The organism is Streptomyces sp. JLYT201, assembly GCF_059448825.1.
On sequence record NZ_CM182551.1, the window covers coordinates 9851403 to 9877714 of the forward strand.

26 protein-coding genes are annotated in these 26312 nt (G+C 72.6%); 12 read left to right on the forward strand and 14 right to left on the reverse strand.

Going from position 1 to position 26312, the window contains the following annotated elements; genetic code table 11:
- Positions 1 to 39: 39 nt before the first annotated feature.
- The 12 genes from AC5WAM_RS41445 to AC5WAM_RS41500 form a co-directional block, all read right to left on the reverse strand.
- A complete protein-coding gene (locus tag AC5WAM_RS41445; protein WP_495520909.1) occupies positions 40 to 390 on the reverse strand; it encodes a hypothetical protein in 351 nt (116 codons plus the stop codon).
- Between the two features lie 223 nt (positions 391 to 613).
- Complete coding sequence (locus tag AC5WAM_RS41450; RefSeq protein ID WP_495520910.1) at positions 614 to 949, reverse strand: hypothetical protein; 336 nt, start codon at positions 947 to 949, stop codon at positions 614 to 616.
- Positions 950 to 1051: 102 nt separating this feature from the next.
- Complete coding sequence (locus tag AC5WAM_RS41455) at positions 1052 to 2659, reverse strand: DHA2 family efflux MFS transporter permease subunit (protein WP_495520911.1); 1608 nt, start codon at positions 2657 to 2659, stop codon at positions 1052 to 1054.
- 92 nt (positions 2660 to 2751) lie between these two features.
- Positions 2752 to 3501, reverse strand: a complete 750-nt coding sequence (locus AC5WAM_RS41460) for an SDR family NAD(P)-dependent oxidoreductase (protein ID WP_495520912.1) — start codon at positions 3499 to 3501, stop codon at positions 2752 to 2754.
- Positions 3498 to 3875, reverse strand: coding sequence for a holo-ACP synthase (locus AC5WAM_RS41465; RefSeq protein ID WP_495520913.1), 378 nt, complete (start codon positions 3873 to 3875; stop codon positions 3498 to 3500). Before AC5WAM_RS41465 ends, AC5WAM_RS41460 begins: the two co-directional genes overlap by 4 nt.
- Positions 3875 to 6340, reverse strand: coding sequence for a beta-ketoacyl-[acyl-carrier-protein] synthase family protein (locus AC5WAM_RS41470; RefSeq protein WP_495520914.1), 2466 nt, complete (start codon positions 6338 to 6340; stop codon positions 3875 to 3877). The genes AC5WAM_RS41465 and AC5WAM_RS41470 overlap by 1 nt, the downstream gene beginning before the upstream one ends.
- Before the next feature lie 60 nt (positions 6341 to 6400).
- A complete protein-coding gene (locus AC5WAM_RS41475; RefSeq protein WP_495520915.1) occupies positions 6401 to 7423 on the reverse strand; it encodes a glycine cleavage T C-terminal barrel domain-containing protein in 1023 nt (340 codons plus the stop codon).
- Positions 7424 to 7598: 175 nt separating this feature from the next.
- Positions 7599 to 8093 carry a 3-hydroxyacyl-ACP dehydratase FabZ gene (fabZ, locus tag AC5WAM_RS41480; protein ID WP_138957480.1) on the reverse strand — a complete coding sequence of 165 codons (495 nt, stop codon included), beginning with the start codon at positions 8091 to 8093 and terminating at the stop codon, positions 7599 to 7601.
- Positions 8090 to 8377, reverse strand: a complete 288-nt coding sequence (locus tag AC5WAM_RS41485; RefSeq protein ID WP_366795255.1) for an acyl carrier protein — start codon at positions 8375 to 8377, stop codon at positions 8090 to 8092. Before AC5WAM_RS41485 ends, fabZ begins: the two co-directional genes overlap by 4 nt.
- Positions 8378 to 8475: 98 nt before the next feature.
- Positions 8476 to 9222 carry an SDR family oxidoreductase gene (locus AC5WAM_RS41490; protein ID WP_495520916.1) on the reverse strand — a complete coding sequence of 249 codons (747 nt, stop codon included), beginning with the start codon at positions 9220 to 9222 and terminating at the stop codon, positions 8476 to 8478.
- 1 nt (position 9223) lies between these two features.
- The gene (locus AC5WAM_RS41495) at positions 9224 to 10201 is read right to left on the reverse strand and encodes an ACP S-malonyltransferase (protein WP_495520917.1); all 978 of its coding nucleotides are present in this window, start codon (positions 10199 to 10201) and stop codon (positions 9224 to 9226) included.
- On the reverse strand, positions 10198 to 10647 hold the full coding sequence (locus AC5WAM_RS41500) for a 4'-phosphopantetheinyl transferase superfamily protein (protein ID WP_495520918.1): 450 nt from the start codon (positions 10645 to 10647) through the stop codon (positions 10198 to 10200). Before AC5WAM_RS41500 ends, AC5WAM_RS41495 begins: the two co-directional genes overlap by 4 nt.
- 351 nt (positions 10648 to 10998) lie before the next feature.
- On the opposite strand from AC5WAM_RS41500, the gene AC5WAM_RS41505 reads away from it, so the two are divergent.
- From AC5WAM_RS41505 to AC5WAM_RS41560, 12 genes are all read left to right on the forward strand, one after another.
- Positions 10999 to 11538, forward strand: a complete 540-nt coding sequence (locus tag AC5WAM_RS41505; protein ID WP_495520919.1) for an acyl-CoA thioesterase — start codon at positions 10999 to 11001, stop codon at positions 11536 to 11538.
- A complete protein-coding gene (locus AC5WAM_RS41510) occupies positions 11535 to 12935 on the forward strand; it encodes an FAD-binding oxidoreductase (RefSeq protein WP_495520920.1) in 1401 nt (466 codons plus the stop codon). Before AC5WAM_RS41505 ends, AC5WAM_RS41510 begins: the two co-directional genes overlap by 4 nt.
- On the forward strand, positions 12932 to 14440 hold the full coding sequence (locus AC5WAM_RS41515; protein ID WP_495520921.1) for a flavin-containing monooxygenase: 1509 nt from the start codon (positions 12932 to 12934) through the stop codon (positions 14438 to 14440). Before AC5WAM_RS41510 ends, AC5WAM_RS41515 begins: the two co-directional genes overlap by 4 nt.
- Positions 14441 to 14480: 40 nt before the next feature.
- A complete protein-coding gene (locus tag AC5WAM_RS41520) occupies positions 14481 to 15446 on the forward strand; it encodes an alpha/beta hydrolase (RefSeq protein WP_495520922.1) in 966 nt (321 codons plus the stop codon).
- 10 nt (positions 15447 to 15456) lie between these two features.
- Positions 15457 to 16875 carry an aldehyde dehydrogenase family protein gene (locus tag AC5WAM_RS41525; protein WP_495520923.1) on the forward strand — a complete coding sequence of 473 codons (1419 nt, stop codon included), beginning with the start codon at positions 15457 to 15459 and terminating at the stop codon, positions 16873 to 16875.
- Between the two features lie 80 nt (positions 16876 to 16955).
- Entirely contained in the window at positions 16956 to 17378 is a 423-nt protein-coding gene (gene panD, locus AC5WAM_RS41530) for an aspartate 1-decarboxylase (RefSeq protein ID WP_366795264.1), read from the forward strand.
- A gap of 67 nt (positions 17379 to 17445) precedes the next feature.
- Positions 17446 to 19290, forward strand: a complete 1845-nt coding sequence (gene asnB / locus AC5WAM_RS41535; RefSeq protein WP_495520924.1) for an asparagine synthase (glutamine-hydrolyzing) — start codon at positions 17446 to 17448, stop codon at positions 19288 to 19290.
- 435 nt (positions 19291 to 19725) lie between these two features.
- Positions 19726 to 21585: a sensor histidine kinase gene (locus tag AC5WAM_RS41540; RefSeq protein WP_495520925.1), complete on the forward strand. Its 1860-nt coding sequence runs from the start codon at positions 19726 to 19728 to the stop codon at positions 21583 to 21585.
- A gap of 124 nt (positions 21586 to 21709) precedes the next feature.
- Entirely contained in the window at positions 21710 to 22129 is a 420-nt protein-coding gene (locus AC5WAM_RS41545) for a roadblock/LC7 domain-containing protein (protein WP_138957469.1), read from the forward strand.
- Complete coding sequence (locus tag AC5WAM_RS41550; RefSeq protein WP_366794426.1) at positions 22126 to 22482, forward strand: DUF742 domain-containing protein; 357 nt, start codon at positions 22126 to 22128, stop codon at positions 22480 to 22482. The genes AC5WAM_RS41545 and AC5WAM_RS41550 overlap by 4 nt, the downstream gene beginning before the upstream one ends.
- Positions 22463 to 23083 carry a GTP-binding protein gene (locus AC5WAM_RS41555; protein ID WP_242714143.1) on the forward strand — a complete coding sequence of 207 codons (621 nt, stop codon included), beginning with the start codon at positions 22463 to 22465 and terminating at the stop codon, positions 23081 to 23083. The genes AC5WAM_RS41550 and AC5WAM_RS41555 overlap by 20 nt, the downstream gene beginning before the upstream one ends.
- Entirely contained in the window at positions 23080 to 24345 is a 1266-nt protein-coding gene (locus tag AC5WAM_RS41560) for a cytochrome P450 (protein ID WP_366794425.1), read from the forward strand. Before AC5WAM_RS41555 ends, AC5WAM_RS41560 begins: the two co-directional genes overlap by 4 nt.
- Before the next feature lie 46 nt (positions 24346 to 24391).
- Here the strand turns inward: AC5WAM_RS41560 and AC5WAM_RS41565 are convergent, their stop codons facing one another.
- The gene (locus tag AC5WAM_RS41565) at positions 24392 to 25618 is read right to left on the reverse strand and encodes a cytochrome P450 (protein WP_495520926.1); all 1227 of its coding nucleotides are present in this window, start codon (positions 25616 to 25618) and stop codon (positions 24392 to 24394) included.
- A 112-nt stretch (positions 25619 to 25730) separates the two neighbouring features.
- A complete protein-coding gene (locus tag AC5WAM_RS41570; protein ID WP_366794423.1) occupies positions 25731 to 26186 on the reverse strand; it encodes a winged helix-turn-helix transcriptional regulator in 456 nt (151 codons plus the stop codon).
- Positions 26187 to 26312: the final 126 nt, after the last annotated feature.

A 26312-nucleotide genomic window follows, 5' to 3' on the forward strand; every position in this document is an offset into this window, starting at 1 on the left:
AGCCTTCTCCGGCAGAGGCCGCATCCGATCAGGTAGCCGCTACGCCCGGGCGTAGATCCGCTTGGCGTACCACTCGCCGTTGGCAAACGTGGCCTCCACCCGTGCGTTGACGTCCACGCGCATGGGGCCGTAGTACTCGGCGCCGTAGCGGAGTCTGAAGCGCATCTGCCCCTTCTGCTTGGCGAGTTCGAGGTAGTCGTCCTTGAAGGCGGTGATCCTGCCGAAGAACACCGTGGCTCGGGCCGGGTCGGCGGCCGGGGCACTCACGGTCTGCGGGGGCCGCGGGTCCGCCGGAGCGGCCTGTGCCGTCGAAGCGAAGGCACCCACGGTGCCGGCCAGGCCGATGACGACTGACGCCAGCTTGACCATGAGGTTCCGGGATCTGTTCATGCTGCACTCCTCGATGTCGGTGTCGGATGCCCCCGCGGGAAATCGAGTGGGGATCCGGGCGGTGATCTGACATCCCGAACGATATTCTCCCTCCGTTTCGTTGAAGGATTTCCTTTCGCTGTTCTTGCGATGATTCGGAATTGATTTCCGGAGCGGGCCGTGGGAAAGAAGAACCGCCCGGGGTCCGCTGGCGCGGATCCCGGGCGGGTGGTGGGATTCGGGGTTACCAGGTGACGATCACCTTGGCGGTGTAGACCCCGTCCGCGAGGATCGCCGTGACGTCGGCCTGGGCGCCGACCTTCAGGTGGCCGATCCAGTAGGCGTCACCGGTGAGCTGCACGGTCACGACCGTCCCGCCCGTGGCGACCTTGACGTGGTCGTCCGCCACGGCCGTGAGCTTGCCCTGGAGGTGCACGTACTGCTCCTGGGCGGCGGCGCCGGTCTGCGGGGAGCGCGTCTGCGGGACCGCCTGCGCGGGGCCCGCGACGGCGACGCCGACCGCACCCACGAGGGTGGCGGAGCAGAGGAACCGGGCGATCTTGCTGGAGGCGTTCAGCATGGAAGTCCTTCTTTCTCTATCTGCTTCGAAATGTGCCGCGAAATGTGCTGTGGAACGTGCTGGGGATTTCTCGGCAGGGCCTTTCTTTTGCCCTCGGTCAGATTAGGAGCTCTTTGAGGGCTGAGGGCTTTTCTTTCCCTTTCCTTGCGGTGGTATTCGGAGAGGGGATTCGAGGTGCAGGCGCCTACTGAGCACGTAGCAGAGCAGCAGGACGCCGACGGGAAGCGCCATCGTGGTGCGCCAGGCGCTGATGAACGTCTGGTGGAAGACGGCGTCGGCGAAGTCGCCGAAGAGGCCCGCCTCGCGTGGGGACAGGCCGGCCGGAGCCGGTGGCCGCGCGAGGCTGTCGCCGGAGAGGCGGAGCAGGGAGTCGGTGAAGGGCGCACGCAGCCGGGACGGCAGGTCCCTTGCCGTGGCATGGGCGTGCGTCGGCAGGTCGGCGGAGAGCCGCAGGCGCAGCAGGGCCCCGACGCCGACCCCGCCCAGGACACCACCGATCTGCCGCGCGGTGTTGAGGACCCCCGACGCGCCGGACGCCAGGGAAGGGGGCACGCTCTGAAAGGCGATGGTCGTTACCGGGGCGAGGGTGCAGCCGAGGCCCGCGTCGGCGATGAGCATCGGCGGGAGCAACTGCCACGCGCTCACGCCGGGTCGGGCGCACAGGACGGTGAGGGCCAGTCCCGCCGCGTAGACGAGTACGCCGATCCCGAGCAGCCGAACCGTGCGCGCGCCGTGGCTCCACCTGCCCACCACGACGGCGACGACACCGACGGCGAGGGCGGAGGGAGCGGTGATCGTGGCGGCGGCGAGCGGGTCGTTGCCCAGGATGCTCTGGAGGTAGAGCAGCAGCGGCAGGGCGGTGCCGACCACGGCGAAGTGGACACCGGCACCGATGACCGCCACCCTCACGAAGGCGCGGCACTGATACAGGGCCCGCGGCACCAAGGGCTCGCCCCGGGTGAGCCGTTGCTGCACGACGAGGCAGACCAGCAGGACGGCGCCGACGCCCACCCAGGTCCCGGCGGCCACCGACGCCGTGCCGCCGGGGCGGCCGTACTCCAACAGCCCGTAACAGAAGGTTGCAAGACCGGCCGTTACCAGGAGCGTGCCAGTGACGTCCCAGCCGTGCGGGACGCACGGGCGGTGGTCCGGCACGACCACGGCCGCCAGGACGAAGGCGACGCAGCCCAGCGGCACATGGGCCAGGAAGATCCACTCCCAGCCCGCCCACGCGATCAGGCCCCCGCCCGCGAGGGGCCCCGCCACGGCCGAGAGCCCGATCACACCGCCCCACACGCCGAACGCCGTGCCCCGGAGCCTGGGAGGGAAGAGCACGGTGATGAACGCGCTGGTCTGCGGCGTCAGAAGGGCCGCACCCAGGCCCTGCACCACGCGCAGGGCGATCAACTCGCGGATGCTGTCGGCCGCAGCACACCCGCCCGCCGCGATCGTGAAGAGCGCGAGGCCCGCCAGATACAGCCGCTTGGGACCGAAGCGGTCACCCAGCCGCCCGCCGGTGATCAGCAGCGCCGCATAGGTCAGGACATAGGCGTTCACCACCCACAGCGCCTCACCGAGGCCCGCCCCGAACTCGCCGATCATGACGGGGACTGCGGCGTTGACCATCGTCGTATCCATGACGATCGCGAAGAAGCCGGTGCACAGCACCGCGAGGATCGACCACGGCCGGCGAAAAGACGCAGGGGGCATGAGCGCTACGGCCCTTCATGAGTGCGGTACGGCTGGTCGGGAGCGCCGGGGCCTCGCCCGATGGGCCGGCGCGGCGTCGCGTCGGGCAGGCCCTAGCGGGCGGTGTAGCCGCCGTCGACGACGAGTTCGGCGCCCGTGACGTAGGAGGCCGCGGGCGACGCCAGGAAGCCGACCGCCGCCGCGACCTCCTCCGGACGGGCGGCACGGCACAGCGGTGTCGCGGCCACGGCCCGCTGCACGACCGTGGCCGGGGCGGAGCTCGTCATGGAGGTGGCGACCATGCCGGGGTAGACGGCGTTCACCCGGATCCCGCCGGGAGCGAGCTCGACGGCCGCGGCGGTCGTCATGGACCGGACGGCGCCCTTGGCCGCGTGATACGCGAACGAGGCGCCCGAGCCCACGAGGGCGTACACCGAAGCGACGTTGACGATCGCGCCGCCACCCGCGGAACGCAGACACGGCGCCACGGCCTTCATGCCGAGGAACGTGCCGCGCTGACAGACGCGGACCACGCAGGCCCACTCCTGCTCGCTCGTGCCCTCCAACGGCTGGTGCCCCAGGGCTCCGGCGTTGTTGACCAGTACGGTGAGGCGACCGAAGCGGCGCCGGGCCAGCCTGGTCGCCCGGTCCCACGCCTCGGGCTCGGTGACGTCGAGGCCGCAGCCCAGCGCGCGGCCGGGCCCGCCCGAGCCGTTGAGGTCGCGCGCGGCCCGGCGGCAGGCCTCGCCGTCCAGGTCGGTCACCAGCACGCCCATGCCGCGCGCGAGGAAGTGCTCGGTGACGGCCCGGCCGATGCCGCCCAGCGCACCCGTGACGAGGGCGACCTGGCTTCCCCCGGTCATCGCGCACCCGCCTTCGGGGCGGGCAGCCAGGCGAGCGCCGCGGCGTGGCCCCTGGCGTGCGTCAAGGAGACGCGGGGGTGTGGCAGGCCCGCGCCGCGCAGCAGGTGTGCGGCGGCGCCGCCCAGCCGGAGCACGGGCCCGGAACCGGGCGCCCGGAGCACTTCGAGCGCCCGGCAGAGCTGGGGGTCGGCGGGAAGGCCCAGGAGCGACGCGACGGCGGCCTTCGCTGCTTTGCGCGCCGCCAGGTGCTCGTGCGCGCGCTGGAAGCCGTGGCTGAAGGAGATCTCTTCGGCGGTGAGCCAGTCGCGCCAGGACGCGTCGCCCGGATCGGGGATCCGCGCCGGTGAGAGCAGGACGAGGGCGGGAGCCGCCATCACCCCACCGCCGTCCGGGGCGTCGCCGCCGGGCCGGTGTACGGCGCGAGGACGAGGGAGGCGTACGTACCGCCCCAGTTGGCGGCCGTGACCAGGCAGGCCCGGCCCGCCTCGGCGTCGGCCCGGAGGTACGTGGTCACCTTCTCCGGCGTGGACGGCGGCGGGACGTCGGGACTCCAGCCGGTGCGTACGGTCTCGACGGCGCAGACCGCGGACATCAGCGAGGTGGTGCTGTGCACGTGCCCCACGTACGGGCTGAGATTGCTCAGCCGCACCTGTCCGGGCCGCCACATCCGGCTCACGGCGGCGGCCTCGGCGGCGTCGATGGCGGCGGTGCCGCGCGCGTCGCCGTACACGGTGCCGATGTCGTCCGCGGCCGTGCCGGCGTGGTCGAGGGCGCGGGTGAAGCTTTCGGCCCAGGCCGCGCCGGAGGGGTCGTTCCCGGCGACGCGGTAGGCGTCCGAGGTCATCGCGTGGCCCTTGACCTCGGCGAGGATCGTCGCCCCGCGCCGCAGGGCGTGCTCCAGCGACTCCACGACCAGCGCGGCGCCGCCCGCGCCCAGGACGGTGCCGCCCGCGGGGGCGGCGTAGGGACGGACGGTGTCGTCGGAGAGCAGGCCCAGGCGGTCGAAGCCGCAGTGGAGCAGGGGAGTCAGCTCGTCCGCGGCGACCGCGAGCATGACGTCGGCCTCACCGCGCCGCACCAGGTCGGCGGCGTAGGCCAGGCCGCTGAGACCGGAGACGCAGCCGGTGGCCAGGGTGGACAGCGGGCCGCGGATCTGCAGGGCGAGACAGGCGTGCCCGGCCGCCGCGTTCATGACCGAGTTGGGGAACAGCCGGGGGTTGACCCGGTGCGGGCCCACGGTGCCGATGGTCTCGCTGAGCTGGGCGACGGTCTGCATGGGCCCGCTGAAGGTGCCGAAGACCATGCCGATGCGCTCCGCGTCGGCCTTCGTGATCCGCAGACCGGCGTCGCGTACGGCGAGACGGCTGGCGGCGAGGGTGAGCAGGCCTATCTGGTCGAGGCGGCGCGCGTAGGCCGGGTCCACATGGCGTCGGCACTCGGCGCTGTCGAGTTCCGCGGCCCGGCCCGTGCGGGACAGGGACACATCGGTCAGACGGGCGGCCCCGACGGCGCTGGTCCCCGCGCGCAGCGCGTCGAGGAAGGCCTGGCGGCCGCTGCCCAGCGCGGTGACGGGACCGGCGCCGGTGATGACCACGCGGTGGTCGGGCACGTCGCCGCAGGGCGCCGGGCGACGGCCCAGGACGAGGGAGCAGTTGTTGCCGCCGAAGGCGAAGGAGTTGGAGACGACGACGTCCAGAGCCTGCGGACGGGCGTGGTTGGCGACGAGGTCGCGCGCGGTGCCGGCCGGCTCCGCGACGTTGACGGTGGGCGGCAGGACCCCGTCGCGCAGCGCCAGGACGCAGGTGGCCGCCTCCATGGCTCCGGCGGCCCCGAGCATGTGCCCCACCTGGGACTTGGTGCTGCTCATGGGCGCCGGGGCCGCGGGCGCGAAGAGGTCGGCCACCGCCTTGGTCTCGGCCTTGTCGTTGGTCGGAGTGCCCGTGCCGTGGCCGTTGACGTAGTCCACGTCCTCGGGAGCCAGCGAGGCCTGGGCGAGGCTGCGGCGCATGGCGCGGTAGGCGCCGTTCCCGGCCGGGTCGGGGGCCGTGGCGTGGTAGGCGTCGCTGGTGGTCGCGTAGCCGAGGACGTGGCCGAGGACGGTGGCGCCGCGGTCCTGGGCGAGGGACTCCGCCTCCAGGACGAGGAAGGCGGACCCCTCGCCGAGACTGGTGCCCGTGCTGCGCGAATAGGGGGCGCAGGGCTCGGTGTCGAGGGCGTTGAGGCTGTCGAATCCGGCGAGGGAGAGGATGTCGAGCACGTCCACACCACCGGCGATCATGATGTCCGCGCGCCCTTCGCGGATGGCGTCCACCGCGTAGCCGATCGCGTTGGACCCGGCGGCGCAGGCGTTGGAGAGCACCACCTTGGGGCCCCTGAGCTGGAAGGCCACGCTGATGGCGTCCGCCGAGGTGTACAGCGGGTAGCTGGTGAGCCGGTGCCGCCCGGCCGCGCCGGGGCCGTCCTTGAGGATGTCCCAGTGGAACCGCTCGCCGTGTTCCAGGCCGCCGACGGAGGTGCCGACCGCCACGCCCACCCGGTACGAGTCGTGGTCGGCCAGGCTCAGGCGCGCGCCCTCGACGGCCTCCTGCACGGCGGCCAGGGCGAGGCGCGTCGCGCGGTCGGGACGCATGCCGACGCGCCGCACCCCGGCGGGCACCGACCGCACCTCGCCCGCGTAGCGGCAGCTGAGGCTGGACACGTCGAGGCGCTCGGTCTTGCCGATGCCGTGGGCACCGCTCTGTACGGCCTGCCAGACCTGCTCCGCGCCGGTGCCGAGCGCGCAGCTGATGCCGATTCCGGTGACGGCGACGCTCTGTGCGCGCCGTGTGCTGGAGCTCATGGTTTCTCCTGTTCGCTGCGGCCACTGCCGTGGCCGGGGTGAGCCGCGTACTTGAGGGGCTCAGTCGAGCGCGACGCCGAGGCTGGTGGCCGTCAGGAAGGGCGCGGACACGGTGCGCACCACGGCGCCGGTCCCCGCGAGGCGGAACTCCTGGCCCGAGGCGGCCACCCCGGGGTCCACGGCGGCGGTGCCGATGAAGCGGCCGAGCCGCGGGGACCACACGCAGTGCGTCACGGTGCCCACCTCGGCGTCCTCGACCGCGACCGGGGTGCCTCGGCCGGGCGCCGCGTCCAGGTCGGGTGCCGCGGTCCAGCACACGGGGGAGCGGTGCTCGTGCGGGCGCCTGTTGTCGAGGGCCTCGCGTCCCACGTGGTCCTGATCGGGGTCGAGCATCCACTGCAGGCCCACGTCGAAGGGGGTCACCGGGCCGCCGGTGTGCTCGTGCTCGTGGCTGGCGAAGCGGACCTCCATCCGGCAGACGTCGACCGCCTGCCTGCCGCACTCCACCGCGCCCTGCGCGCCGAGCTCCGCGCGCAGCGTCGCCGCGTGCGGGGCGGGGACGAAGAACTTGTAGCCGTACTCGCCGGTGACACCGGTCCGCGAGAGCGTCACCGCGTTCCCCGCCCACTGGACGCCGACGCAACTGCGGTACGACAGCGAGGCGATGGGGAAGTCGAGGTACGCCTGCGCGATCTTGAACGAGGAGGGTCCTTCGATGCCGAGGACCGTGCACCGCGCACTGATGTCCTCGATGGTCACGCCGGGGCGCTCCGCGGCGGCCGCCAGCAGATGGGCGGTGGCGGCGCGGGCCTGGTCCGGCCAGATCTCCACGAGGTAGTCGGTGCCCCGGCAGTGGATGAGCGCCTCGGCGACGATGGTGCCGTCCTCGCGCAGGAGCAGCGACGAGGTGCTCTGGCCCTCGAGCAGGAAGTCGACGCCGCGCGTCCCGACCCGCCCCAGGTAGGCCGTCGCCTCGGGCCCGGTGACGGCCAGCAGGCCTGCGCCTTCGTAGTCGACGAGACCGACCCCCTCGCGCAGGGCCGTGTACTCCTCATCGGTGCTGGTGTGGTGGTGAGTTGTCATGGTGGCGTCTCCAGGATGGCTCGACAGATGCGGTCGGTACGGAAGGAGAAGTCGTACGGAAGTCCGTACGGAAGTCCGTACGGGAGTCGGTACGGAACTCGGTACGGGAGTCAGTACGGAACTCGGTACGGAAGGGGGAAGAGGCGCGGCGTGGCGGGAGGGCGCCGCGGCGGTGTCAGGGGGCGAGTTCGGTGACGGCCAGACGTGCGGTCATCACCAACTCCCGGCCCACCGCCGCCTGGCCCGTGACCGAGATCAGACCGCCGAGGCGGGGACCGCTGTGCGCGCGTACGGTCACCTGGTCGCCGGGGAGAACGGGTTTGAGGAACTTGGCCTGACGGATCTCGGCGAGGTAGCCCACCCGGTCGGCCACGTCCCCCACGAGGTCTCCCGTCGCCGACCGGGCGGCGGCGCTGCCGTAGATGACCGCGGCGAGTTGCGCCACGCACTCGACCAGGAGGACTCCCGGGTAGAGCATGCGGCCGGGGAAGTGACCGGCCAGGACGGCGTCGGAGGCGGTGACGTTCTTGACGGCCTCCGCGCTCGTGCCGGGTTCGAGCGCCGTGACGCGGTCAAGGAGGAAGAAGGGGTAGCGGTGCGGCAGCAGCCGGGCGATGTCGTCGGCGCCGAGCACCGCGTCGCGGGGCGGCAGGGGGAGCGGCCCGGTCATGCGCGGGCGCCTTCGATGTGGTCGACCAGCCGGTTGAGCGACAGCAGGCTGTGGGTGTCGTCGTCGGTGACGGTCACGCCGAAGGTGTCCTCCACGGCCATGGCCAGTTCGAGGGTGTCGATGGAGTCGAGTTCCAGGCCGCGGCCGAACAGCGGCTGGTCGTCGCCGATGGCACGCGGGTCGACGTTCAGGGCGAGCCGTTCGACCAGCAGCGTCTTGACCTGTGCGCACAGGTCCTGCCGGGCGGCCGCTCGGCGGGTCGCCTCGTCGAGTGTCATCACCATGGTGTTCTCCCTTGGAGTGGTGGGTGAGGGGCGGGGTGGGTCGCGGGGCGGGCGCCCTCGCGAGGGACGCACGGCGGGGCGTGAACCGCCGCGCGGCGCTAGCAGATGAGGCCGCCGTCGACGACGACGGAGGACCCGGTGACGTACGCGGCCGCGTCACTGAGCAGGAACCGCACTGCGGACGCGACCTCTTGGGGCTGACCGATGCGGCCGAGCGGCACGTGCCGCAGGTTCTCCGCGAGCCGGTCCGAAGGGATCTGCCGCGTCATCGACGTGTCGATGAAGCCGGGCACCACGCAGTTCACGCGGACGCCGTAGGAGCCGAGTTCCTTGGCGAGGGCCTGCGTCAGGGCGACGGTGCCGGCCTTGGCCGCCGCGTAGTTGGCCTGGCCCACCGGAGGGCGTACGGCACTCGTCGAGCTCACGGTGACGATGGAGCCGGTGCGGCGCTGCGCCATGAGGCGGGCGGCGGCGCGCGTGCACAGGAAGGCGCCCGTGAGGTTGGTGTCGATGACCTTGCGCCACTTGGCCTCGCCCATCATGAGCGCGTAGCCGTCCTGGGTGATGCCCGCGTTGTTGACGAAGGCGTCGAGACGGCCGTGGTCGTGCCTGATGGCACGGAACATGTCCTCGACGGCGGCGCTGTCGGCGATGTCGGCCTGGAGGAGCCGGGCCTGGGGCTGGATCGCCCGGACCCGGGCCAGGGCCTCTTGGGCCTGCTCGGGCTTTCCGCGGTGGTTCATGAGCACCGTGGCGCCGTCGCGTGCCAGTTCGACGGCCACGGCGAGTCCGATGCCGCGGGTGGCTCCGGTGACCAGGGCGACGCGCCCTTGGAGATCGCTCACGTCACTGCTCCTTGCTGGAGGGGGGTACGGCGCTGCGGGCGTTCACCGGCCCGGGCGGCGAGGGCGTCCGACGCAGCGCGTCCCCGGTCGTCAGGTGCTGTGCCGTGCGGGCCATCTCGCGGGCCAGGCCGTGCAGGACGCGTCCCGGCCCCGCTTCGACGTAGGTGTCCACGCCGCAGTCGGCCAGGGTGCGCATGACGTCCCGCCAGCGCACCGGGGAGACGATCTGCGCCAGGAGGTCCTGGCGGTAGGCCTCGACGTCGGTGACGCGCAGACCGGTGGTGCTGGAGACGAACGGGACGGCGGGCGGGGCCAGCGCCACGTCGGCGAGGTGCTCGGTGAGCCGCTGATGGGCGCTGTCCATGAGCGGCGAGTGGTACGCGCCGCCGACGGGCAGCAGCCGGGCCCGCAGGGCACCGGCGGCCCGCGCGGCGGCGACGACGCCCTCGACCGCGGTCCGGCTTCCGGCCACCACCACCTGGCGCGGCGAGTTCCAGTTGGCCACGACCGCGACCTCGCCGTCGACCGAGGCGGCGTGGCACAGCCCTTGCACCCGCTGCGGCGCGAGGCCGACGATCGCGGCCATGGCGCCGCTGCGGGCGGCGGCCGCGGCCGCCATCGCCCTGCCGCGGCGGGCGACCAGGGACAGCGCGGTCTCCTGGTCGATGCAGCCGCACGCCACCAGCGCCGTGTACTCGCCCAGGCTGTGGCCGGCGACCACGGCGGGCCGCCAGCCGTGCCCGCGCAGCTGCTCAAGGGCGGCGAGGGACCAGGTGAGGACCAGTACTTGAGCCACTTCGGGGTCGGCGAGCGCCGAGGTGTCGGCGCGCTTCATCAGGGCACGCACCGGCAGCCCGGTGACGTCCTCCGCCCGGCTGCCCAGGGCGTCGGCCCGGCGCCCCCACCGCTCCATCTCGTAGCCCATGCCGGGGAACTGGCTCCCCTGTCCGGGAAAGACGAAGGCCACGGTCGGGCTCATGCGCGGGGCCCCGTGTCCTGAGTCGCCGCCCAGGCGAGAGCCATGCCGGACCCCAGGGGCGTCGACGCCCCGACCACGTCGAGCCGCTCGGCCCGGGCCCACTCGCCCAGGGGGCCGCTCAGTCGCACGGTCCAGGGCTCCTTGTCGTGGCCGTCGGCGGGGATCTCGACGTGGATGTCCGCGAGGCGCGCGGTGGGCGGCAGGCCGCCCACCGCCTTGACGACGCTCTCCTTCACACCGAAGAGGTGGCCGAGGATCTCCACGAAGCCCCGCTCCGCGGTGGCGAGTTCCCGCGCGGCGCACCGTTCCCGGGGTGCGAAGTACCGCCGCGCAAGCCCCTCGCCGCACCGTGTGAGGGCGAGCTCCCAGCGGCGCAGGTCCACCAGATCCACACCCGCTGAATGAAGGGCCGCCGGGATCCGCCCGGCGGCGTGAGGAATGTTCATGGCTTGGTCTCCGCCCGTTCGGAAGGGAGGCGATTTCGGAGAAGAAAGAGGGCCCCGCACGGAAAGGACTCCGGATTCTTCAAGGAATCCGGATTCTTCGGGGCGGCTTCTCCGGACGTCCCGAAGTTAAGGTCGGCGCCGATCGCCTGTCAACGAAGCCACAAGATCTCCGTCAGGCTCCGGAGGGCCGTGTGCGGCCGCCGAAAGATTCGCGCAATTCAAGAAACGAAGGGGAAAGGTTCGGGGCCCGCGGGGTCTTCCTGCGTTTGTCTGGCGGCGGACGGCGCAGGGCTCACCGCTGCGTCACGGCCCCGAGGTGCGGAAGTGCCTCAGGAGAGGAGCGAGGAGACCATGCCACGTCTCGTGCAGTCGGCCACCCACATCATGCGTGACGTCAGCGTGGCGGCCGCGGCGCGCGTCCGCTGGGGGGAGTGCGACCTTCAGGGGCACGCCTACTACGCCAGTTACATTCCCTGGTTCGACCTCGGCCGCGAGAGGTTCGCCCTGGACGTGGGCGCCGACTACCGCAAGTACCAGATCGCGACCACCGATCTGCACGTCCGTTACCACCAGCCCGCCAAGTACCTCGACGAGTTGGTGATCAGGACGTGGGCGGCCGCGCCCGGCACCCTCACGTATTACTACGAGATCTACCGGAAGAACGGCGGGCAGCTCCTCGCCGAGGCGCGCACCATCCATGCGTTCGTCGACGCGGAGCGCGGGGTCCTGACCAAAATTCCCGACGACATGCACCACGCCTTCGTGGAATTCCTGGAGAGCTACCGAAAGCGGAAGAACGGCCCGGCCCCGGCTGCGGGAACGGACTCGCGCTCCGCATCCGCAGAGCACGTGTCGGTGGGTTCGCCTCGAAAGTCTGGAGAGACGTCATGAAGGACGGTGCGCTCGACCGACTGCGCGGCAAGCTGCTGGGCGAGGTGGTGGGACCGCGGGACGCCGGGTACGACTCGGCACGCCGCGTCTACAACGCCATGATCGACAAGCGTCCCGCGGTCATCGCCCGGTGCCTGGGGACCGCGGACGTGATCACCGCGGTGCGCTTCGCCCGGGAAGAGGGGCTGCTGATCGCCGTGCGGGGCGGCGGACACAGCGTCGCGGGGCACGCGCTGTGCGACGACGGGCTCGTCATCGACCTGTCCCTGATGCGCGGTGTGCACGTCGACCCAGAGCGCCGCACCGCGCGCGTACAGGGCGGAGCGCTGCTGGGCGACGTGGACCGCGAGACGCAGCTGCACGGCCTGGCGATTCCGACGGGACAGATGTCGGAGACCGGCATCGCCGGGCTCACCCTCAACGGCGGCGTGGGCATGATGCTCCACAAGTACGGTCTGACCTGCGACAACCTCCTGTCCGCCGATGTGGTCACCGTCGACGGCGAGCTGGTGACCGCCAGCGCCGACAGCCACGAGGAGCTCTTCTGGGCGCTGCGCGGAGGCGGCGGAAACTTCGGCGTGGTCACCTCCTTCGAGTTCCGGGCGCACCCGGTCGGGCCGATGATGCTGGCCGGTTTCCTCGCCCACCCCGTCGAACGGGCCGAGGAAGTCCTCACGTTCCTGCGGGACTTCAGCGCGACCAGCCCCGCGCACCTGAGCGCGGACGTGCTGTTCATCCACGCCCCCGAGGCGGACTTCGTGCCCGAGGAGTTCCAGGGCATGCCGATGGTGACCCTGTTCGTGCGCTACTTCGGCCCGATGGGGGACGCCTGGCGGAGCGTGCAGCCCCTGCGGGACTTCGGCAGCCCGCTGTACGACAGCCTCGGCCCGATGCCGTTGGTGGCCGTGCAGTCGATGCTGGACACCTTCACCCCCGCAGGCAATCTGCACTACTGGACCAGTGAGTTCCTGCCCGGCTTCGGGGCGGAGCAGATCGCGGCCGTCGCGGCCATCGGCAGCGACCTGCCGTCGTCCCTCACCACGATCAACGTCCACCCCTTCGACACGGCCGCCACGGACGTCCCCGCGGATGCCACCGCGTTCGCACACCGCGAGGACAGCTGGCTGATCCATGTGCTCTGCCAGTGGCAGGACCCCGCCGAATCGGACCGCTGCCGCGCGTGGGTCAAGAAGGCGAGCGCCCAGCTCAAGGCCTTCGGCCACGGCAACACCTACCTCAACACCACGTCGGAGGACGACGAGACGGACCGCGTGCGCGCCTTCTGGGACGAGCCCCGCCTCGCGCGCCTTGCCCGGGTCAAGGCGGCGTACGACCCGGACAACGTGCTGCGGTTCAACCACAACATCGCACCCGCCCCACGCAGGACCTCGCCGTGAACCGCGGCCACCGCGCCCGCCGTGCTCGGCGCCACGGCCGTCCGGTCCAGGTGGTCATCGTCGGAGCGGGCATCAGTGGCCTCGGCCTGGGCATGGCCCTCAAGCGGGCGGGCCACCACGACTTCACGATCCTGGAGCGGGCCGACGACATCGGCGGGGTGTGGCGCGACAACACCTACCCCGGCGCCGCCTGCGACATCCCGGCCCCGCTGTACTCCTACTCGTTCGCGCCGCACGCCTGGTCCCAACGCTACGCCGGACAGCAGGAGATCCTGGACTATCTGCGCGAATGCGCGGACGCCCACCAGCTGCGCGGGCATCTGCGCCTGGGGACCGAGGTCCGCTCGGCCCAGTTCGACGAGCGCACCCGACGCTGGCGGCTGCGCACCCGGACCGGTGAGATCCACGAGGCGGACGTCCTGGTGCCGGCCTGCGGCCAGCTGAGCCGCCCCGCCGCGCCCCGACTGCCCGGCACCGAGCGCTTCGCGGGGCGGATCGTGCACTCGGCGCGCTGGGACCACGGCCTCGACCTGGCCCACCGCAGGGTCGCGGTGATCGGCACCGGCGCGAGCGCCCTGCAGATCGTGCCCCAGGTGGCGCGGCAGGCGGCGCACCTGACGGTGTTCCAGCGCTCCGCCCCCTACGTGGTGCCCCGCTGGCAACGCGCCTACCGCCCCGGGCCGGGTGCCCGCGGCCGGCTCGGCGCGAAGGCGGCACGGCTCGGGTGGTGGCTGTTCAACGAGCTGACCGTGCCCGGCTTGACCCGGCGGTGGCGGACCCGGGGATTCACCGCCTTCGGCTGCGCGGCCCAACTGCGCCGGCAGGTCCACGACCCCGCGCTCCGCGAGCGCCTCACCCCGCGCGACGAGGTGGGCTGCAAGCGGATCGGGATCTCCAGCGACTACTACCCCGTCTTCAACGAACCCCACGTCGAGCTCGTCACCGACCCCGTCGCGGACCTCACCGAGGACGCGATCCGCACCGAGAACGGCCGTGAGCATCCGGTCGACGTCATCATCCAGGCCACCGGCTTCACGGCCACGGACTTCCTCGCGTCGCTGCACATCACCGGCCGCGAGGGGCGCGCGCTCGCCGACCACTGGCGCGACGGGGCCAGGGCGTACTTGGGGATGACCGTGCCCGGCTTCCCCAACATGTTCGTCCTGTACGGACCGCACACCAACGTCGGCGCCGGGAGCGTCGTCTACATGGTCGAGAGCCAGATCCGCTACGTCCTCGACGCGCTGCGCGTCATCGGCCGGGGCGCCCGTCCGCTGCTCGACGTGCGCGCCGATGCCGAGGACGTCTTCACGGCGGAGATGCGCCGCCGCCTGCGGACCACCGTCTGGTCGACCTGCCGCAACTGGTACCGGGGCAAGAACGCCTTCGTCACCACCAACTGGCCCGGCCAGACGGCCGAGTACCGCCGCCGCACCCGCCGGGTGAACCTGGCCCACTACCGGCCCGCCGGCCCTGCGGACCACACCCACGCGTCGCGGACCTGAAGCCGTCCGCGCCCCCTCTGACGTCACCGTAGGAGTCCCCATGCCCTTGCACCCGCAAGCCGCGGCGTTCCTGGAGCACCTCTCCCAGCTGCGCATGCCCCCTCTGGAATCGGTCGGCGTGCCCGCGGTCCGCGAGCTGATGGGCGGCCTGCGCCAGGTCCAGGGCGAGCCCGAGCCGGTCGCGGCGATCACCGAGACCCGTGTGCCGGGTCCGGCGGGATCGCTGCCGGTGCGCGTCTACCAGCCTTCCGCGCGCCCCGGCCCCCGTCCGCTGATGGTGTTCTTCCACGGCGGCGGCTGGATCGCCGGAGACGTGGAGCTGGTGGACAGGCCACTGCGGAAGCTGGCCAACGCGTGCGGCGCGGTCGTGGCCAGCGTGGAGTACCGGCGCGCCCCGGAGACCCAGTTCCCAGGACCCGCCGAGGACGCGTACGCCGCGATCGCCGCCCTGGCGGAGCGGGCGGAGGACCTCGGTGCCGATCCCGCGCGCCTCGTGGTCGCGGGGGAGAGCGCGGGAGGCAACCTGGCAGCGGCGGCCTGTCTGATGTCCAGGGACCGCGGCGGGCCCGCGATCGCCGCGCAGCTGCTGATCTGCCCGAGTCTCGCTCCGGAGGCGGACTCGCCCTTCGTCTCCTACCGGCGGTACGCCACGGGGTACCTCAACACCCGTGCCGCCATGGCCCACTTCTGGGACCTCTACCTCGCCTCCCCGCAGGACGCGGCCCATCCGTACGCCGCGCCGCTGCTCGCCGAGGAGCACACGGGGCTTCCCCCCGCGCTCATCCTGGTCGCGGAGTACGACCCGCTGCGGGACGAGGCAACGGCCTACGGCCACTACCTGCGCACCAGCGGTGTCCCCGGCGCCGTCCGACGCTACGACGGCGCCCTGCACGTCTTCTTCCTGATGTGCGAGTCGGCCGCCGCGGCCCGGGCGCGGGCCGACATCACCGCGTGGCTGCACGACCGCTTCCCCGCCGAGGGCGTGGCCCCGAGCCGTGCCAGCTGAGGAGATACACATGCCCGCCTACGACCGTCTGTACATCGACGGGGCCTGGGTGCCGTCCCACCACACCGGCTCGCTCACCGTCGTCGACCCCACGACGGAGGAGCCGCTGGCCTGCGTGCCCGACGCCACCGAGCGGGACGTCGACGCCGCCGTGCGCGCGGCACGCGCCGCCGCCGACGGGTGGGCGGCCACGCCCGTGGCGGAGCGGGCCGGGTTTCTGCACACCATCGCCGCGGAGCTCGGCCGCCGCGCGGAGGCCCTGGCCCGTCTGATCACCCAGGACGTCGGAACCCCGCTGTCCTTCTCCCGGGCCGTACAGGTCACGTTGCCCGTCAACAGCTTCCACCACGCCGCCCGTACGGCCCTGGAGTACCCCTTCGAGCGGCAGCAGGGACCCTCACGGCTCCTCCGCGAGCCGTACGGGGTGGTCGCGGCCATCACCCCGTGGAACTACCCGGTCCACCAGGCGGCGGCGAAGGTCGCCTACGCGCTGGCCGCGGGCAACACCGTGGTCCTCAAGCCCAGCGAGGTCGCGCCCCTGAGCGTCTGGGAGCTGACCGACGTCATCGCCTCCGCGGGGCTGCCCCCCGGGGTGTTCAACCTCGTCAGCGGCAGCGGACCGCAGGCGGGCGAGGCCCTGGCGGGCCACCCCGGAGTCGACGTGGTGTCCCTCACCGGCTCCACGCGCACCGGCCGCAGGGTCAGCGCCCTGGCCGCGCGGACCCTGAAGAAGGTCGCGCTCGAACTCGGCGGCAAGAGCCCCGCGGTCATGCTCGCCGACGCCGACCCGGCCCGCGTCGTGCCCGCCGTCATGGCGTCGGCCTTCCTCAACAACGGCCAGACCTGCTCCGCCCTCACCCGCCTGATCGTGCCCCGCCCCGCCCTAGCCGAGGTGGAGGAACTGGCCCGCCACACGGCCTCCGGCTGGGCTCCGGGAGACCCCAAGGACGAGCGGACGCGGCTGGGGCCGCTGGCGTCCGCCGCGCAACTCCAGCGGGTGCGGCGCCACATCACCGACGCCCGGGCCGCCGGAGCCGTCCTCGTCACCGGGGGAGAGGATCCGCCCGCCGACCTGCCCCGGGGATTCTTCGTGCAACCCACCGTGCTGTCGCGGGTCTCCCCGGACATGGCCCTGCACCACGACGAGGTGTTCGGCCCCGTCCTGGCCATCGAGGCGTACGACACCGAGGAAGAGGCCCTGCGGATCGCCAACGACACCGTGTACGGCCTGGCCGCAGCCGTGTGGTCGGCCGACGAGCACCGCGCCTTCGCGATGGCCCGCGCACTGCGCGCCGGACAGGTGCAGGTCAACGGAGCGCCCTTCGACCCCAACGCCCCCTTCGGCGGCTACAAGCAGTCGGGAAACGGCCGGGAGGGCGGCACCGCGGGCCTTGAGGAGTTCCTGGAGACCAAGGCCGTACAGAGCTGATCCACCGCACACCCCCGGGCGGCCTCCCCGCGCCGGAACACCGTACGGGACCGGACCACCGTTCGAGAAAGGCAGACGCCATGCACTACCGCACCCTGTTCAAGTCCAAGGTCCATCGGGCAACCGTCACTCAGGCCGATCTGCACTACGTCGGATCGCTGACCCTGGACCGCGATCTGATGGACGCGGCCGACCTGCTGCCCGGGGAGAAGGTCGACATCGTCGACATCAACAACGGCAGCCGCCTGTCCACCTACATCATCGAAGGCCCGCGCGGCACCGGCGTCGTCGGCATCAACGGCGCGGCGGCCCGGCTGATCAGCCCCGGCGACCTCGTGATCATCATCGCCTACGCCCACGTCCCCGACGAGGACGCGGCCCGCTTCGCGCCCAAGGTCGTCCACGTCGACCACGACAACAAGATCTGCGCACTGGGGTCCGACCCGGCCGAGCCGCCTCCCGGCAGCGACGCCATGCGGGGCGACCACGTCTTCGTCGACTGATGACCGCGCCTCCGCCGTCCGGTACGGGTCCCGGAGCCACCGCCGAACGACGACACGGGGAGACCTGATGTGCGGCATCGCGGGATGGGTCGCGTTCGACGCCGACCTCACCCACCAGGAAGAGACCGTCCTCGCCATGACCCGGTCGCTGCGCGCCAGGGGCCCCGACGCCTCGGGCACCTGGACCGGCCGGCATGCCGCGCTCGGGCACCAGCGCCTGGCGGTCATCGACCTCGACGGAGGCGCGCAGCCGATGACCGCGGCGACGCCGGACGGACCCGTGGTCATGACCTACAGCGGAGAGGTCTACAACTTCGTCGCCCTACGGCAGGAGCTGCGCGGCCGCGGTCACCACTTCCGCACCGTCGGCGACACCGAAGTGGTCCTGCGGGCCTACCTGGAGTGGGGGGACCGCCTCGTCGAGCACCTGAGGGGCATGTACGCCTTCGGGGTCTGGGACGGCCGCACCGAGCGCCTCCTCCTGGTCCGTGACCGTCTGGGCATCAAGCCCCTCTACTACTACCGCACGCCGCACGGCGTCCTGTTCGGCTCCGAGCCCAAAGCCCTCCTCGCGCATCCGTCGGTCGAGGCCGCCGTCGACCACGATGGTCTGCGCGAGATCTTCCTCGGTGTGAAGACGCCGGGCGCGGCCATCTGGCGCGGGATGCGGGAACTGCGCCCCGCCTCCCTCCTGACGCTCGACCGCCGCGGCGTACGCGAGCGCGCGTACTGGAGCCTGACCGCCAGGCCCCACACCGAGGACCCGGACGCGACCACCGCGCACGTCGGGGAACTCCTCAGCGGCTCGGTGCGCGAGCAGCTCGTCGCGGACGTGCCGCGCTGCCTGCTCCTGTCCGGAGGGCTGGATTCGAGCGCGATCGCCGGATTCGCGGCCGACACGTTGAGCGGGCACGGAGAGCGGCTGCGCACCTTCTCCGTGGACTTCCAGGGACACACCGACCACTTCACGCCCGACCACCACAACGTCAGCCCCGACGCCCCCCACGTCCGCGAGGTCGTCAAGCACCTCGACACCGATCACACCGACATCGTCCTGGACGCGGGCGACCTCGCGGGGCCCGCCGTGCGCCGCGCCGCCGTCCGCGCCCGGGACCTCCCCGTCGGCCGCGGCGACATGGACCACTCCCTGCTCCAGCTCTTCACCGCGATACGCGAGCAGTCCACCGTCGCGCTGTCCGGAGAGGGCGCCGACGAGATGTTCGGCGGCTACTGGTGGTTCCACGACACCGCCCTGAGGGAGACCGCGGGGTTCCCCTGGCTGACGGCCGCGCTCGGCCAGACACGGCAGGAGCGCGCCTTCCTGCCCCAGGACCTGGCGCCAGCCCTCGACCTGCCCGGGTACGCGGCGTACCGCTACCGCGAAGCCCTCGCCGCGACCCCGGCGCTCGACGGCGAGAGCCCCGCGCAACGCCGGTCGCGCGAACTGCTGCATCTGCACCTCACCCGCAGCCTCACCGGCATGCTGGAGCGCAAGGACCGGCTCAGCATGGCCGTGGGACTGGAAGTGCGGGTGCCGTTCTGCGACCACCGCATCGCGGAGTACGCCTTCAACGTCCCCTGGTCCCTGCACACCGCGCGGAACAGGGAGAAGAGCGTGCTGCGCGCCGCGGCACGCCACGTCGTGCCCGACGGTGTGCTCATGCGGCGGAAGAGCCCCTACCCGATGACGCAGGACCGGCAGTACGTCACCGCGCTCCAGAGGCAGGTGCGCGACGTCCTGGCGGACCCGGACCACCAGGTCTTCGCCCTGTTCGACAGAGCGGCGGCCGCCCGCGCCGCGCAGGTCGACTCCACCGGCCATCCGCGCCCCCAGGCGCTCCGGGCGGCACTGGAGAAGTTCCTCGACCTCCACACCTGGATCGACCTCTACGGACCGCGGCTGCTGCTCTGACGGTGCGAGGCAGCGGGTGGGCGCGTGCGGCGCCGGGGTCGCGAGCGGTCGCACGCGCCACACCCCTACGTGGCTGAAAATAGTCGTTCGCTGTCCGGACTTGAGCGGGGGTGTTCTTCTGTCAGGCGCAGGGGAGGGGCATCTGACGGAGTGCAGAAACGTTCGACTCAAGGGGGCGGGTGCGGCTCGCGCGCCGAAACCGGGCGGCGGGCCCTTTAACACATGCCCAGCGCCGCAGGCTGCATTCACGACGAACGCCGCCAGGCGGAGGCTCCAGTTCAGGGTGCTTGCCACAGCCACACGATCTTGCGATTAGCATGGCCCTGCGCAGCCGTCGGAGGGCCGCGGGCCCGATGCGGGCCTCCTTCGCGACGGCACCGATGTGAGGGCGGGCCGACAGCCTGCATCCCCGTGCCGAGACCGAGGGGTCACGGAATGACTTTGTCCGCTGATGGGCGTCCGTCCGGCATAGCCGGCACTCCGCGAACGACGTCCTCGCTACCGCTGCTCCTGCTCGGGGCGGCCGCCGTGGCGGGAGCCGCGGCGGCGGGGCTCGCGCCGTCGGCCGCCCGCGGCTGGGTGGCCGCCGTGGCCGTGGTCGGCTGGCTGCTGCTCGCCGTCGTCGTCTGGACGGGGCGCGCGGGCGCGGCCCGGCTGCGGGCGCACGCCGCGCAGCTGGAGAGCCAGCTGACCGCCGCCCAGACGCAGTTGGGCGCCCGGGGCGCCGAAGTGATCCACATGGCGCAGGTGACCCTGCCGACCGTGGCGCGGTCCCTGCGCGACGGCGCGGGCCCGCAGGACGCCCTGCACCAGACCCGGCCCCCGGCCGAACCGGCGTACCGCGAGCTCCTGAACGTCTGCGTCACCCTCCTCGCCGACGCCGAGGGGCGCGCCGCGGGCGCGGCCGCCGCCCAGCACCACACGGCCGGTGACCTGACCCGGGTGACCGACGACGTACGGCTGCTCGGCACCGAGACCCTGCCCGCGGTCGTCGGCGCGCTGCGCGGTGGCGCCTCGGTGGACCGCGTCCTCGCGAGCGTGACCTGGCCCGCCGACCCCGCCCTGCGCGACCTGACCGAGGCCGCCGTGCGGGAACTCGCCCTGAGCGAGCGGCGCGCGGCCGCCGCCCAGGCCGCGAGCGCGAAGGCGCTGAGCCGGGTGCAGGCCAAGTCCGTCAGCATGCTCGCCGACCTGCGCGAGATGCAGGACCGCCACGGCGAGGACGTCTTCGGGGACCTGCTCAGGCTCGACCACAGCACGTCCCAGCTCGGCCTGATGACCGACCGGCTCGCGCTCCTGATGGGCGGCCGCTCCAGCCGCGCCTGGAACAAGCCCATCGTCATGGAGAGCATCCTGCGCGGCGCCGTCGGACGCATCGCCGCCTATCAGCGCGTACGGCTGCACAGCTCCACCAAGGCCGCCGTGGTCGGCTTCGCCGCCGAAGGCGTCATGCACCTGCTGGCCGAACTGATGGACAACGCCGCGAACTTCTCGCCGCCCACCGACGAGGTCCACGTCTACGTCGAGGAGTCGCGCACCGGCGTCGTCGTCACGATCGAGGACAGCGGCCTGCGCATGTCCGAGGCGGCGCTGCGCCGTGCCAAGGAGTCCGTGTCCGGACAGGCCGCCGACCTCGCGCTGCTCCAGGGCACCCGGCTCGGCCTCGCCGTCGTCGGCCGACTGGCCGTCAAGTACGGCGTCAGCGTGAACTTCCGCCCCTCCTCGCGCGGCGGCACCGGCGTCGTCATCCTGCTGCCCCCGCAGCTGGTGGCGCAGCAGCCCCAGCCGGACAGCGCCCGCACGGCGGCGGCCCCTGCGATCGAGGCGCCCGCCACCGAGGCCCCGGCCCTTCCGGCGCCCGGGCAGACCGTCGCGCCGGAGACCACCGAGGCGGGCCGTTCCGCGCCCCTGCCGTCGACGCCCGCTCCGGCGGCCCCGGTGTGGCCGGTGCCCCCGGGGCAGGGCCCCGCGGACGGCCCCGAAGCCCCCGGCGCCACCCAGGCCACCCCCGGCGGCCTGCCCGTGCGGCGGCCCGGCCGCACGATGGCCGCCGCGCACGCCGAGACCGAACGGCGCACCGCCGAACGGCACCCCGGTGATCGGCACTCCAGCGAGCGGCAGGACGCCCAGCACACCGGCCCCGACGCCGAGCGGACCGGCGCGAGCAGCGCCTCGCTCGACGAACGGCATCGCTCCGGGCAGAGCATCGGGGACCGGTTCGGCGCGTTCCACCGCGCCCGCCGGGCCGCCGCCGACGACACGGCTGAGAACCCACAGCCGCCGCGGGCCGAGTAGCCGCCCGCCCCCTCGCGGACCGGCCCGCCCCGTGGGACCGCAAGGACCGCTTCTCGACCCCCGCCCCGCACACCGAAAGGGAGGCACGGGCGTTCGCACCCTCCGGTGACGGCCCCGACACACGATGACGACCACCGACAACAGCCTGAACTGGCTCCTGGAGAGCCTGCTCGACGGCACCCCCGGCACCCGGCACGCCCTCGTCCTCTCCCGGGACGGCCTGAAGCTGTGCTGGAGCCCCGGCCTGACGCTGGACCAGGCGGACCAGCTCTCCGCGATCTGCTCCGGCATGCAGGCGCTCGCCCAGGGCGCGTCGATGGAGTTCGGGGACGGCACGGGCGGCGTACGGCACTCCATGACGGAGTTCCACGGCGGCCTGCTGTTCGTCGTGGAGGCGGGCCAGGGCGCGCACCTCGCCGTGATAGCCGACGAGGACGCCGACCCCGGCGTGGTGGGCAACCAGATGTCCCAGCTCGTGGCGCAGATCGGGGACCACCTGAGCGCCGAGCCGCGCGGCCAGGGCCTCACGAACCCCGCGTCATGACCCGGCGGCCCGTCGACGTGGGCGACCCGGACCGGCTGTACACCATCACCGGTGGGCGCAGCCGGTCCGACGGCGGCGCGTTCGACCTGGTGACGCTCATCGTGGCCGAGTGCGAACCGACGGCAGGCCAGCAGTCGGAGCACGCGCGCATCCTGGACCTGTGCCGCCACCCGACGGCCGTCGTCGAGATCGCCGCCGAGCTGTCGCTGCCCGTCACGGTCGTCCGCATCCTCCTGGAGGACCTCCAGGACACCGGCCGCATCACGGCCCGACACCCGCGCGTGGCGGCGTCCGCCGCGCTGCCCGATTCCGCTCTTCTCACGGAGGTGCTCCATGGGCTCCGCAACCTCTGAGCTGCCGCCCGAGGCCCGGACACCGCTGCGCGACACGGCCGAGTCCGGTCTGAAGATCGTCGTGGTGGGCGGCTTCGGGGTCGGCAAGACGACCCTGGTCCGCTCGGTCAGCGAGATCCGCCCCCTCAACACCGAGGAGGTGATGACGCGGGCGGGCGAGGACGTCGACCAGGTGCCGACCGAGTCGGCCAAGACCACCACCACCGTGGCCTTCGACTTCGGCCGCATCAGCCTCAACGACCGCCTGGTGCTCTATCTGTTCGGCGCGCCCGGCCAGAAGCGCTTCTGGTTCCTGTGGGACCGCCTCTTCTCCGGCACGCTCGGAGCGGTGGTGCTCGTCGACACCCGCAGGATGGACGACTCCTGGTACGCCATCGACCGGCTCGAACACCACGGCACGCCCTTCGTCGTCGCCGTGAACCGCTTCGACGGCGAGCACGCCTACCACTCCCTGGACGAGATCCGCACCGCCCTCGCACTGCCCGCGCACGTTCCCCTGGTCGACTGCGACGCCCGGGTCCGCTCGTCCGGCAAGAACGTGCTCATCACCCTCGTCGACCACCTCCACCACCTGGCACGGGAACGGGAACTGACAGCATGACCGAAGCCACCGGACCGGCGGCGCCCGGCACTCCGCCGCCCGGCTGCCCCGCACACAGTGACGCGGTGCCCCTCAGCGGCCTGGAGTACCAGCAGACGCCCTTCGAGCTCTACCGCGACCTGCGCGGCCGGTACGGCTCCGTGGCCCCCGTCCTCCTCGACGGTGACGTGCCCGCCTGGCTGGTCCTCGGCTACTCCGAGGTCAGCTACGTCACCGCGCACGACGAGCTGTTCGCCCGCGACTCGCGGCGCTGGAACCAGTGGGACCGGATCCCCGCCGACTGGCCGCTGCTGCCCTTCGTCGGCTACCAGCCGTCCGTCCTGTTCACCGAGGGCGCCGAGCACCGGCAGCGGGCCGGTGTGATCACCGAGGCCCTTGAGGGCGTCGACCAGTTCGAACTCGGCCGGGAGTGCGTCCACATCGCCGACCAGCTGATCGCCTCCTTCTCCGGGCGCGGCACCGCCGAGCTGATGAGCGCCTACACCCACCCGCTCGCCATGCGCGCCGCCGTGCACATGGTCGGCATGCCGCCGGGCACCGCCGACACCGAGGGCCTCGTCGAGGACCTGCGCATGTCCCTCGACACCGCCGAGGGCGACGACCCGGTCGCCGCGTACGGGCGGGTGGGCGAGCGCGTGCACCGGCTGGTCAAGGAGCGGCGCGAGCGGCCCGCGGCCGACGTCACCTCACGGATGCTGGAGCATCCGGCCGGGCTCTCCGACGAGGAGGTCGTCCAGGACCTGATCTCGGTGATCGCCGCCGCCCAGCAGCCCACCGCCAACTGGATCTGCAACACCCTGCGGCTGCTCCTGACCGACGAGCGGTTCGCCCTGAACGTCTCCGGCGGTCGCCTCAGCGTCGGCCAGGCCCTGAACGAGGTGCTCTGGCTCGACACCCCCACGCAGAACTTCATCGGGCGCTGGGCGGTGCGCGACACCCAGCTGGGCGGCCGTCAGATCCGCGCGGGCGACTGCCTGGTCCTCGGCCTCGCCGCGGCCAACTCCGACCCGCAGCTGTGGCCCGGCGCCCACGTCGGCTCGGAGAACTCCGCGCACCTGTCCTTCAGCAACGGCGAGCACCGCTGCCCCTATCCGGCTCCGCTGCTCGCCGACGTCATCGCCCGTACGGCCGTCGAGACGCTCCTGGAGCGGCTGCCGGACCTGGTCCTCGGCGTCGACCCGGCGGCGCTGACCTGGCGTCCTTCGGTGTGGATGCGCGGACTGACGGCCCTGCCCGTCCAGTTCACGCCGGTGGCCCAGTAGCGCCGGCGTTCCGCCCGCCGGGGCGGAACGCCGACGTGCGTCTTCCTCAGCGCGCCACCGGGGTGAAGACCACCGGCAGCGCCCGCGGCCCCCGGGTGAAGACGCCGTGCTCCTCGGGGGCGAAGCCGTCCGCGAAGCGCAGGTCGGGCAGGGCGTCGAGGAGGTCGTTGACGCCGGTCTCGACCTCCGCGCGGGCCAGCAGCGCGCCCACGCAGAAGTGCCGGCCGAGGGCGAAGGCGAGGTGGTCGGCCGCCGCCGAGAAGGCGGTCGTGGTGGTGAGGTCGTCCCGGAAGAGGTCGAAGCGGTCCGGGTCGGCGTAGCGCTCCCCGTCGCGGTTGGCCGAGCCGATCAGACAGGTGATCGTCGCCCCGGCCGGAACGGTGCCACCGGCGAGCTCCACCTCCGCCGCGGTCTGCCGCATGATCATGTGGACCGGCGGGCTGTGGCGGAGCGTCTCGGCGAACGCCCGGTCGATCAGGGACCGGTCGGCGCGCACCGCGGCGAGCTGGTCGGGGTGCGCGAGGAGGTTCGCGAAGATGCTCGCGATCGCCTTGTCCGTGGTCTCGCCGCCCGCCGCGAGGAGCAGGCTGCAGAACGCCTTGATGTCCTCGTCGCTCATGCGGACGCCGTCGACCTCCGCGGCGCACAGCCGGGACAGCAGATCGTCCCCGGGCGCCTCGCGCCGCCGCTGGATGACGGGCAGCATGTACGCGGCGAACTCCGCACGGGTGCGCTCACCGGCGGCCGTCACCTCGGGGTCGCCCGCGAGGTTGCCGAGGAAGGCGATCACGTTCGTGTACCAGCCGTGGAACCGGGCGTGGTCCGCCTTGTCCAGGCCGAGCATGTCCGCGATCACGTTGACGGGGAAGCGGGTCGCGTACTGTGCCACGAGGTCCGCCGAGCCGCGGTCCCTGAAGGCGTCCACGAGGTCGCGGGAGTTGCGGCGGATGACCGGCAGGAAGGTGTCCTGGAGCTCCCTGCCCCGGAAGGCCGGGGCGACCAGGGCCCGGCGCACCGCGTGCTCGCGCCCGCTGAGCTGGAGGATCGTCCGGCCGTGCACGGGCTCCAGCTGCCAGTCGTAGTTGTCGGTGGTGAACACCGACTCCTTGTCCTTGAAGACGCGTGCCACGTCCTCGTAGCGCGAGACGACATAGCTCTTGGTGGGCTCGTGCCACAGGAGCGGTGCGTGCTTCCGCAGCGCGCGGTAGACGGGGTAGGGGTCGGCGGCGAACTCGGCCGAGAGGATGTCCGGTATGGACTGAGCAGTGGACACGGGGCTCCTTAGGGAACAACTGCGTGGCGGGGCCACCCTATTGATCAAGAAAAGGAACCGACAGGGTGCGCGGGGCGGGATTTCCCCCGCAGGCGCCCTCGTGAGCCGAACCTCACCGCGTGGGGGAGACCTTGTGGACCGTGGTGTCGTCGGGGTCCAGCCGCCGTCCGTCCGCGGCCAGCACTTCGAGCGGGCGCAGACGGCGCTCCTGCCGACGGTCGACGAGCTGTGAGTGCGGCTCGTCCGGGGCGAAGAAGTTCTGCTCGCCCCACTGCCGGAGCGCCACGATGACGGGGAAGAGGGCCTTGCCCTTCGGAGTCAGGACGTACTCGCGGTAGGCGCTGCCGTCCGACGCGGGGACGGAGGCGAGGACGCCCCCGGCGACCAGGGTGCGCAGCCGCGCGGTCAGGATGTTCTTCGCCACGCCGAGGCTGCGCTGGAACTCCCCGAAGCGCCTGCTCCCGTCGAAGGCGTCCCGCACGATCAGCAGGGACCACCAGTCGCCGATCGCGTCCACGGACCGGGCGACGGGACATTCGCTGTCGTCGAAACGCGTCCTGGTCACCATGGTGTCCCTCGCTCTCACACGGTCTCGTCCACGCCCATGCTGGTTGCAACATGCTACCAAGAGGGCCTACCGTCGCCGTCATCGTTAGTTGGTGGCAAGATGAAACCAGATTGCGGAGGGGTTGCC

Excerpts from the sequence above, each read along its gene's own strand:
- AC5WAM_RS41445 (WP_495520909.1), bottom strand. The coding sequence starts at position 390 with ATGAACAGATCCCGGAACCTCATGGTCAAGCTGGCGTCAGTCGTCATC.
- panD (WP_366795264.1), top strand. The coding sequence starts at position 16,956 with ATGCACTACCGCACCCTGTTCAAGTCCAAGGTCCATCGGGCAACCGTC.
- AC5WAM_RS41510 (WP_495520920.1), top strand. The coding sequence starts at position 11,535 with ATGAAGGACGGTGCGCTCGACCGACTGCGCGGCAAGCTGCTGGGCGAG.
- AC5WAM_RS41455 (WP_495520911.1), bottom strand. The coding sequence starts at position 2,659 with ATGCCCCCTGCGTCTTTTCGCCGGCCGTGGTCGATCCTCGCGGTGCTG.
- AC5WAM_RS41470 (WP_495520914.1), bottom strand. The coding sequence starts at position 6,340 with ATGAGCTCCAGCACACGGCGCGCACAGAGCGTCGCCGTCACCGGAATC.
- AC5WAM_RS41550 (WP_366794426.1), top strand. The coding sequence starts at position 22,126 with ATGACCCGGCGGCCCGTCGACGTGGGCGACCCGGACCGGCTGTACACC.
- AC5WAM_RS41500 (WP_495520918.1), bottom strand. The coding sequence starts at position 10,647 with ATGAACATTCCTCACGCCGCCGGGCGGATCCCGGCGGCCCTTCATTCA.
- AC5WAM_RS41450 (WP_495520910.1), bottom strand. The coding sequence starts at position 949 with ATGCTGAACGCCTCCAGCAAGATCGCCCGGTTCCTCTGCTCCGCCACC.
- AC5WAM_RS41495 (WP_495520917.1), bottom strand. The coding sequence starts at position 10,201 with ATGAGCCCGACCGTGGCCTTCGTCTTTCCCGGACAGGGGAGCCAGTTC.
- AC5WAM_RS41545 (WP_138957469.1), top strand. The coding sequence starts at position 21,710 with ATGACGACCACCGACAACAGCCTGAACTGGCTCCTGGAGAGCCTGCTC.
- AC5WAM_RS41475 (WP_495520915.1), bottom strand. The coding sequence starts at position 7,423 with ATGACAACTCACCACCACACCAGCACCGATGAGGAGTACACGGCCCTG.
- AC5WAM_RS41570 (WP_366794423.1), bottom strand. The coding sequence starts at position 26,186 with ATGGTGACCAGGACGCGTTTCGACGACAGCGAATGTCCCGTCGCCCGG.
- AC5WAM_RS41525 (WP_495520923.1), top strand. The coding sequence starts at position 15,457 with ATGCCCGCCTACGACCGTCTGTACATCGACGGGGCCTGGGTGCCGTCC.
- fabZ (WP_138957480.1), bottom strand. The coding sequence starts at position 8,093 with ATGACCGGGCCGCTCCCCCTGCCGCCCCGCGACGCGGTGCTCGGCGCC.
- asnB (WP_495520924.1), top strand. The coding sequence starts at position 17,446 with ATGTGCGGCATCGCGGGATGGGTCGCGTTCGACGCCGACCTCACCCAC.
- AC5WAM_RS41485 (WP_366795255.1), bottom strand. The coding sequence starts at position 8,377 with ATGGTGATGACACTCGACGAGGCGACCCGCCGAGCGGCCGCCCGGCAG.
- AC5WAM_RS41560 (WP_366794425.1), top strand. The coding sequence starts at position 23,080 with ATGACCGAAGCCACCGGACCGGCGGCGCCCGGCACTCCGCCGCCCGGC.
- AC5WAM_RS41460 (WP_495520912.1), bottom strand. The coding sequence starts at position 3,501 with ATGACCGGGGGAAGCCAGGTCGCCCTCGTCACGGGTGCGCTGGGCGGC.
- AC5WAM_RS41465 (WP_495520913.1), bottom strand. The coding sequence starts at position 3,875 with ATGGCGGCTCCCGCCCTCGTCCTGCTCTCACCGGCGCGGATCCCCGAT.
- AC5WAM_RS41540 (WP_495520925.1), top strand. The coding sequence starts at position 19,726 with ATGACTTTGTCCGCTGATGGGCGTCCGTCCGGCATAGCCGGCACTCCG.
- AC5WAM_RS41520 (WP_495520922.1), top strand. The coding sequence starts at position 14,481 with ATGCCCTTGCACCCGCAAGCCGCGGCGTTCCTGGAGCACCTCTCCCAG.
- AC5WAM_RS41555 (WP_242714143.1), top strand. The coding sequence starts at position 22,463 with ATGGGCTCCGCAACCTCTGAGCTGCCGCCCGAGGCCCGGACACCGCTG.
- AC5WAM_RS41505 (WP_495520919.1), top strand. The coding sequence starts at position 10,999 with ATGCCACGTCTCGTGCAGTCGGCCACCCACATCATGCGTGACGTCAGC.